At 72.2% G+C, this 5,677-nt stretch carries 7 protein-coding genes and 1 pseudogene; 2 read left to right on the top strand and 6 right to left on the bottom strand.

From position 1 onward, the window contains the following. A pseudogene (locus tag IE312_RS39280) lies at positions 1 to 72 on the top strand (fasciclin domain-containing protein); the annotation flags it as partial. A gap of 274 nt (positions 73 to 346) precedes the next feature. On the opposite strand, the gene IE312_RS08980 reads toward IE312_RS39280, so the two are convergent. From IE312_RS08980 to IE312_RS08970, 3 genes are all read right to left on the bottom strand, one after another. Continuing rightward, the gene (locus tag IE312_RS08980) at positions 347 to 1,096 is read right to left on the bottom strand and encodes an anti-sigma factor (protein WP_189980097.1); all 750 of its coding nucleotides are present in this window, start codon (positions 1,094 to 1,096) and stop codon (positions 347 to 349) included. Continuing rightward, complete coding sequence (locus IE312_RS08975; RefSeq protein ID WP_189980095.1) at positions 1,093 to 1,677, bottom strand: sigma-70 family RNA polymerase sigma factor; 585 nt, start codon at positions 1,675 to 1,677, stop codon at positions 1,093 to 1,095. Before IE312_RS08975 ends, IE312_RS08980 begins: the two co-directional genes overlap by 4 nt. 464 nt (positions 1,678 to 2,141) lie before the next feature. Beyond that, positions 2,142 to 2,621 carry an ATP-binding protein gene (locus IE312_RS08970; protein ID WP_189980339.1) on the bottom strand — a complete coding sequence of 160 codons (480 nt, stop codon included), beginning with the start codon at positions 2,619 to 2,621 and terminating at the stop codon, positions 2,142 to 2,144. A 161-nt stretch (positions 2,622 to 2,782) separates the two neighbouring features. Here IE312_RS08970 and IE312_RS08965 point away from each other — a divergent pair, with 161 nt between their 5' ends. Next, on the top strand, positions 2,783 to 3,160 hold the full coding sequence (locus IE312_RS08965; RefSeq protein WP_229899375.1) for an STAS domain-containing protein: 378 nt from the start codon (positions 2,783 to 2,785) through the stop codon (positions 3,158 to 3,160). A gap of 407 nt (positions 3,161 to 3,567) precedes the next feature. Here the strand turns inward: IE312_RS08965 and IE312_RS08960 are convergent, their stop codons facing one another. The 3 genes from IE312_RS08960 to IE312_RS08950 form a co-directional block, all read right to left on the bottom strand. Then, on the bottom strand, positions 3,568 to 4,521 hold the full coding sequence (locus IE312_RS08960) for a peptidoglycan-binding domain-containing protein (protein WP_189980093.1): 954 nt from the start codon (positions 4,519 to 4,521) through the stop codon (positions 3,568 to 3,570). Between the two features lie 218 nt (positions 4,522 to 4,739). After that, positions 4,740 to 5,120 (bottom strand): peptidoglycan-binding domain-containing protein, encoded by a 381-nt coding sequence (locus tag IE312_RS08955; RefSeq protein WP_189980091.1) that lies wholly within the window; start codon positions 5,118 to 5,120, stop codon positions 4,740 to 4,742. Positions 5,121 to 5,339: 219 nt separating this feature from the next. Next, on the bottom strand, positions 5,340 to 5,677 hold a 338-nt coding region (locus IE312_RS08950), incomplete at its 5' end, for a WD40 repeat domain-containing protein (protein WP_189980089.1).

Genomic DNA, 5,677 nt, shown 5'->3' with positions numbered 1-5,677 from the left:
GTCTGCGGCAACGTCAAGACCGCCAACGCCAACGTCTACATCATCGACACCGTCCTGATGCCCAAGAGCTGACACCACCACGAGCCGAGGACGCACGCCTGCCCGGTCGCCTTGACGGGAGCGACCCGGGCGGCGCGCGTCCTCCTACCGGGGCATCCGCCAGCCACCCCACCGGCAGGGTCTGGCGGGTGCCCCTCGCCAAAGGGCCGGTCCGCAGACTTCAGGAACTACGAGGTCTGCAGACCGGCTGCGCCATACCCGCGCATACCGGCCGAGGTGCCGGGCTTCCACACCGAGACCGGTCCGCGTGGGAAGCGCCGCCCGGCGGGGCTCCCCACGCGCATCCTCACGCCGGCACGCCGAGCAGGGCGACCGGTGTCGACGTCGGCCGCTTCGATCCACCCGCGGGCTCCACGGTGATGCCGACCCCGGAGGCGCCATCGACCGCCCCCTGCATCAGGACCGCCTGGCTGCCACGGCCGGGGTCCATCAGGCCGGCCGAGCGCATCCTCCCGCCGTCGGCGAACCACAGCTGGTACACCTTGCCCCGCGGAGGTGCAGTCATCCCCGAGGCGATGAACACGGCCCGGTCCCGGCCGGCGGAGACCACCAGGGTGCCCGCGCCGCCCGCCACCTTCGCCGTGCGTGACTTGGCATCAGGCGCCGCCAGCACCCCGGCCAGGTCTTCGACGTGCCGCTGCGCCTGGACGGCCTTGTGCGCAGCGTCCTGGGCGCGCTCGTACTGCCACACGGCGGTGCCGCCGAACGCGGCCGCGGCGGCCACACTCGCGGCCAGCGCCCACCGGGCCAGGCCCCGGCCCCGCTGAGCGCCGTGGCGCACCCGTTCCGGTGGCGCGGCCCCGGGCGGTACCTGCCGCACGGTCGTGATGCGCTGCAGGACCTTCTCCCGCATGACGGGACGCGTGCGCACGGTGGAAGCCAGGGCCAGGCGCCCGGCAGTGGCCGTGAATTCCGCGACCTCCTGCCGGCAGGCGTCACAGTCGACCAGGTGACGCTCGAAGGCGGCACGTTCCTCACTGTGCAGTGCGTGCACGGCGTACGCGCCGGTCAGCGCGTGCAGATCGGTCGTGGTCATGCGGTCACCCCCAGGCAGTCGCGGAGCCGGATCAGTCCGTCGCGCAGGCGGGTCTTCACCGTGCCCAGCGGCAGCGCCAATGCTTCGGCGACCTCCCGGTAGGTCAGCCCGCGGTAGTAGGCGAGCGTGACCGACTGGCGCTGCAGCTCGGTCAGGGTGCGCAGACAGCGCCGTACCTGCTCCTGCTCCAGCCGGTTCTCGACCTGCTCGGTCACCTCGTCGTAGGCGGGCTGATGCTCGAGCAGCGCGGCTTTGGCGTCACGGGCGGCCGCGGCCTCCGCAGAGCGGACCCGGTCCACGGCCCGCCGGTGGGCCAGAGTGAGGATCCAGTTGATGGCCGTGCCACGCTCGGGCCGGTAGCGGGGGGCCGTGCGCCACACCTCCACCAACACCTCCTGCGCCACCTCCTCCGACTGCGCCTGATCCCGCAGAACGGCCCGGGCGACGCCGAGGACGGAGCCGGCCACGGCGTCGTAGACCGCGGCGAAAGCCTCCTGATCACCCAGCCCCACCGCGTGGATCAGCTGTTGCAGATCCGGTTTGGCAGCAGGATTTCTGCCGATATACACGGGTTCCTTCACGATGGCTCTCCTATAGGCGCGGCGAGGCGGAACAGCCCCGTGTAATCCGGGACCACGCGAGCCGAGGATTGGTCGCATGCGCACGACGGCGTCGGGCCCCCGGCCTCGGCCGACGGGGTGGTTGAACGCCACGGCGAATGTCTGCGCGCCGGATCGACCCGGCTGCGTCGACACGCCGCTCGGCACGCCGCTCGCCCCGGCGTCGAAGCGCCTCGCGGCGGTGTCGCCTCGGTTGCCTCCGGACCGGCCGGGGCTTCCGGACGACCGCGTGCTCGGCCACTGGCTCGCCCGGCTGGTGGCGCACGGAAGTGCGGCGTCCCGGGCAGGCGTGGGGAACCGTGTTCCCCAGCTGTAACAGTCACCCCGGGCGCTCCCCCTGCCCGGCGCCGCACGGGGAGAGCTGCAAGCAGCCCTCGCCCGTCCGCCGCGCACGCCCCGCCCGAAGACGGGGCTCTCGGGCCGGGTTACAGGGGCTGGCGCCCGGACAGGGCGCCGCCGGGGTCGTCGGCCAGGGCGAGACGGGCGGTGATGCGCTTGCCGACCGGCTCGCGCTGCGCCTCGAAGCCCTGGGAGACGGCCATCACGATCTCCAGGCCGTGCTGTCCGACCCGGCCGGCGTCCGCAGCCCGGGCCACGGGCAGCACCGGGTCGGAGTCCCACACCATGACCTCCACCACGCCTCCGGTGACACGCAGGTCCAGCAGCACCGGACCCGGGGCGTACTTGCAGGCGTTGGTGACCAACTCGCTGACCACCAGCTGGGTGAGGTCGAGAGCACGCTGAGAGACCGGAATGCCGTGTTCGCCCTGGACGCGGGCGAGAAAAGCGGCGGCGATGCGGCGAGCCCGGGCGATCTCCTCGCCGTCCCCGGCCAGGGCGACGCCGGCCTGTATGACCGGCCTGTCCAGCGCCGCGCCGCGTGCCTGCACCGGGTCTGCTTCCATCACGACCGCCATCTGCTCTCCGTCCGCCTGTCCCCGCGCGGTTACCCCCGCCGTCGCGGATCACGCGCTGCCTCATGTTTCGGATCGGTCACACATCGGTGCCGCTCGTCCCCTGCCGTGCGGTACTGCGCGCCAGGCGGTGGGTGTGCCAGGATCACCGTATGTCCACGGGAAAAATGACCGGCACCGAACAGGCTGGGCTGACCGGTCAGCTGTCGGTCGTGACCACCGCCACCGACGGCATCCGCGTACTCTCCCTCGCCGGAGAGATCGACCACCACACCGGCGACACGCTCCGCCAGGCACTGGACGCCTCCGACGTCCCCCGTCCCCGCGTCGTGGTCGACATGCGTCAGGTCACCTTCATGGACTCCAGCGGCATCAACATCTTCCTCGCCGCCCACCGCGCCCTGAGCGAGGCCGGCGGCTGGCTGCGCCTGGCCGCTATTGGCGAGTCCGTCATGCGCACCATCCGCCTCGTCGGCGTCGACGCCGTCATCGACTGCCACGAAACCCTGCGCCAAGCCCTCACCGACTGACCGACGCGCGGCTCCGGCACCGACCAGAAGCCGGCCGGCCGCGGTCGGCGCTGCGGGGCGGGAGCCACCGGAGCTGGTGGCCGTCTCGGCAGGGCTGGGAGGGTGACTGCAGCTTGTAGGGCTCGGTGGTCCGGTCGTACCGGGTGGCGACGCCGCGCCACTGCTTCGCGGCATGCGGGTGGGCGCGGACGACGGTGGAGTCGTCCGACACCAGGCCGGTCGATGTCCCGGCGGCGGCCGCCCGGTCCACGCGGTCCCGTCGAGGACCCTGCGGTCGTCCGGCCGCCTGCGCCCACGCGACGACACGGGCGGCGACGGCCGGCCGGACTTCCCCTCGACATCGCCCAGTTCATGGCGACGTACCAGCCGATCAGGGTCCACCAGTCGAGATCGTGCGACGGCAGGCCCTAGTAGTACGTAATGTCCCAGTGGTTGGCCCAGTACTCGTCGGCGTAGTCGATGACCGTCTTGCCGGCGGAGGTGACACGCCACACCCAGGCGCCGTCCCCGCGCTTGTACTGCTTCCTGGAGTGCGCCTCGATGTACTCGGTGACGCAGGAGGTGCGGGCCACGTCGACCTTGTAGCCGTTCCAGTGGCTGTACGTGCCTCCCGCGTGGCCGACCTCCGTACCACCGGTGATGACGATACGGCAGCCGCTCTGCCTCTTGAGGGCGATGACCCCCTCGACGGTGCGTGCCCGGATGTCCTGCAGACTGGTGCAGTTCTTGCGGTTGCGGTCGCTGCAGTTGCCCGAGGAGTACCGGGTGATGCCGGCCGCCGTCAGCCGGGCCATGGCCTGGGCGTCGGTGAGCTTGCCGCCGCCGGTGGCCCCGCCGCCCTCGACCAGGGCGGCCCAGGTCTCGACATCGACGGTGCCGTCCGCGGTGAGGTGCTTCGCCGTCTGGAAGGCCTTCACCTTCGCGGCGGTACCCGAGCCGAAGACTCCGTCCACGGTGACGGTGTAGCCGTTGTCGGTGAGCTGGTCCTGCAGGGCCCTGACGCCCGCCCCCGTGGAGCCGGACCTGAGCGTCACGACCAGCTCGCCCCAGGTACGGGGGCCGACGATGCCGTCGGCGGTGAGGTGCTTCGCCGTCTGGAAGGCCTTCACCTTCGCGGCGGTGGCCGGACCGAAGGCTCCGTCGGCGGTGGTCGGGTAACCGCGGGCGGTGAGCAGCAGTTGGACGGTGGTGACGTCCACGCCGCGCTGGCCGGGCCCGACCGTCGGCCAGGACGCCTGCACGGTGGCGCCGGCAGGTGTGCCTGCCTGCACGGCCGTGGGGAGGGCGGTCGCCGCGGCGGTGGTGGCGTCGGCCGCGGTGATGCCGGACGCCAGAGCCGTGGCGAGAAGGGCCACGGACATGCCACGGCTTCGACGAAGCCTTTGAGCCAGGGTGCGCATGAGTACGGTGCTCCTCAAGGATGGGTGCGGCTGGGTGGTGAGGGTGCGGATGCCGGCGGCCGGCCGCCGGGCGGCCACCGCCTCCCCCGGAAGTGGTGGCCGCGTAGTGGGGATCGTGCTCCGTGCTCCGTGCTCCGACGGAGCGGGTCGTCCTTCGCCCCGCGGGCGGAAGGGGCGGGTCAGCCGTGGGTGCTGGGCACGTAGTAGTAGCAGTCGTGCCGCCAGGTGCTGTCTCCCTGCAGGTTGGCGAGCACGCTGTTGCCGGTCTGCTTGCCCACGACGCCGTCGGCGCCGAGACCCGAGGCGGTCTGGAACTTCTTGACCCAGGTGCGGGTCCCAGAACCGAAGCTGCCGTCTCGCGTCAGCGGCCGACCGTGCCCGGTCCGCGCCGCCCAGTCGTTGACGCCCTGCTGCACGCACTTGACTCCCCAGCCGTGGCTTCCGTACTGGAGGGTGGCCGCCGCCGGGGAGGCGTTCGCCGTCATGGACAGGCCGCTGGTGACGACAGTCAGGGCAGCGGCGAGGAGGCCGACCCTCGCGGCCGTTTTCCGAGTGGACATCTGCTCTTCCGTTCGCTCGTCCGATGGGAACGGTGGCCTGTGGCAGCGGAACCCCGCGGCTTCGCGGGCCGGGTTCCGCGCCGGCCACCGGACCCTTTCTAGGCCGATGTCGTTGTCCGGTGTCGGCAGACGGACACCGGACAACAGCAGCCGGACAACAGCGGCGGAACGACACAGGTCAGACCGGTGTGGGCGGGGTGTCCGCCCTTGCCGGCCGCGTCAGGAGCAGGGTTGCTTCAGGGCGGGTTCCGGCGCGGAGCGGCGCCACTGCTGCGCGGTGACACCGCCGGTCGCGGCGCACAGCCGCCGGATCGCCTGCTCGGGGTCGAGGGTCCACAGCCGCACCGTGTGGTCGTCGCTCGCGCTCGCGAGGGTGCGGCCGTCAGGGCTGAAGGCCACGTCGTCGATCGGTCCGGTGTGCCCGACCAAAGGGGTACCCGGCTGGGCGGGGTGTCGCGGGTCAGCGACGTTCCACAGGTCCAGGGTGTGGTCGTCGCTGCTGCTGACGAGGGTGCGGCCGTCGGGGCTGAAGGCGAGCCCGTAGACGAAGCTGGTAT

The sequence above is a fragment of the Streptomyces capoamus genome, from assembly GCF_014654935.1.
In the GTDB taxonomy this organism is placed as follows: domain Bacteria; phylum Actinomycetota; class Actinomycetes; order Streptomycetales; family Streptomycetaceae; genus Streptomyces; species Streptomyces capoamus.
The sequence above is the reverse complement of the archived record's forward strand: the minus strand, read 5'-3'. Positions and strand labels throughout refer to the sequence as shown.

Coding starts and splice junctions, on each gene's coding strand:
- IE312_RS08980 (WP_189980097.1), bottom strand. CDS start 1,096: ATGACCACGACCGATCTGCACGCGCTGACCGGCGCGTACGCCGTGCAC.
- IE312_RS08970 (WP_189980339.1), bottom strand. CDS start 2,621: ATGGAAGCAGACCCGGTGCAGGCACGCGGCGCGGCGCTGGACAGGCCG.
- IE312_RS08965 (WP_229899375.1), top strand. CDS start 2,783: ATGTCCACGGGAAAAATGACCGGCACCGAACAGGCTGGGCTGACCGGT.
- IE312_RS08960 (WP_189980093.1), bottom strand. CDS start 4,521: ATGTCCGTGGCCCTTCTCGCCACGGCTCTGGCGTCCGGCATCACCGCG.
- IE312_RS08955 (WP_189980091.1), bottom strand. CDS start 5,120: ATGTCCACTCGGAAAACGGCCGCGAGGGTCGGCCTCCTCGCCGCTGCC.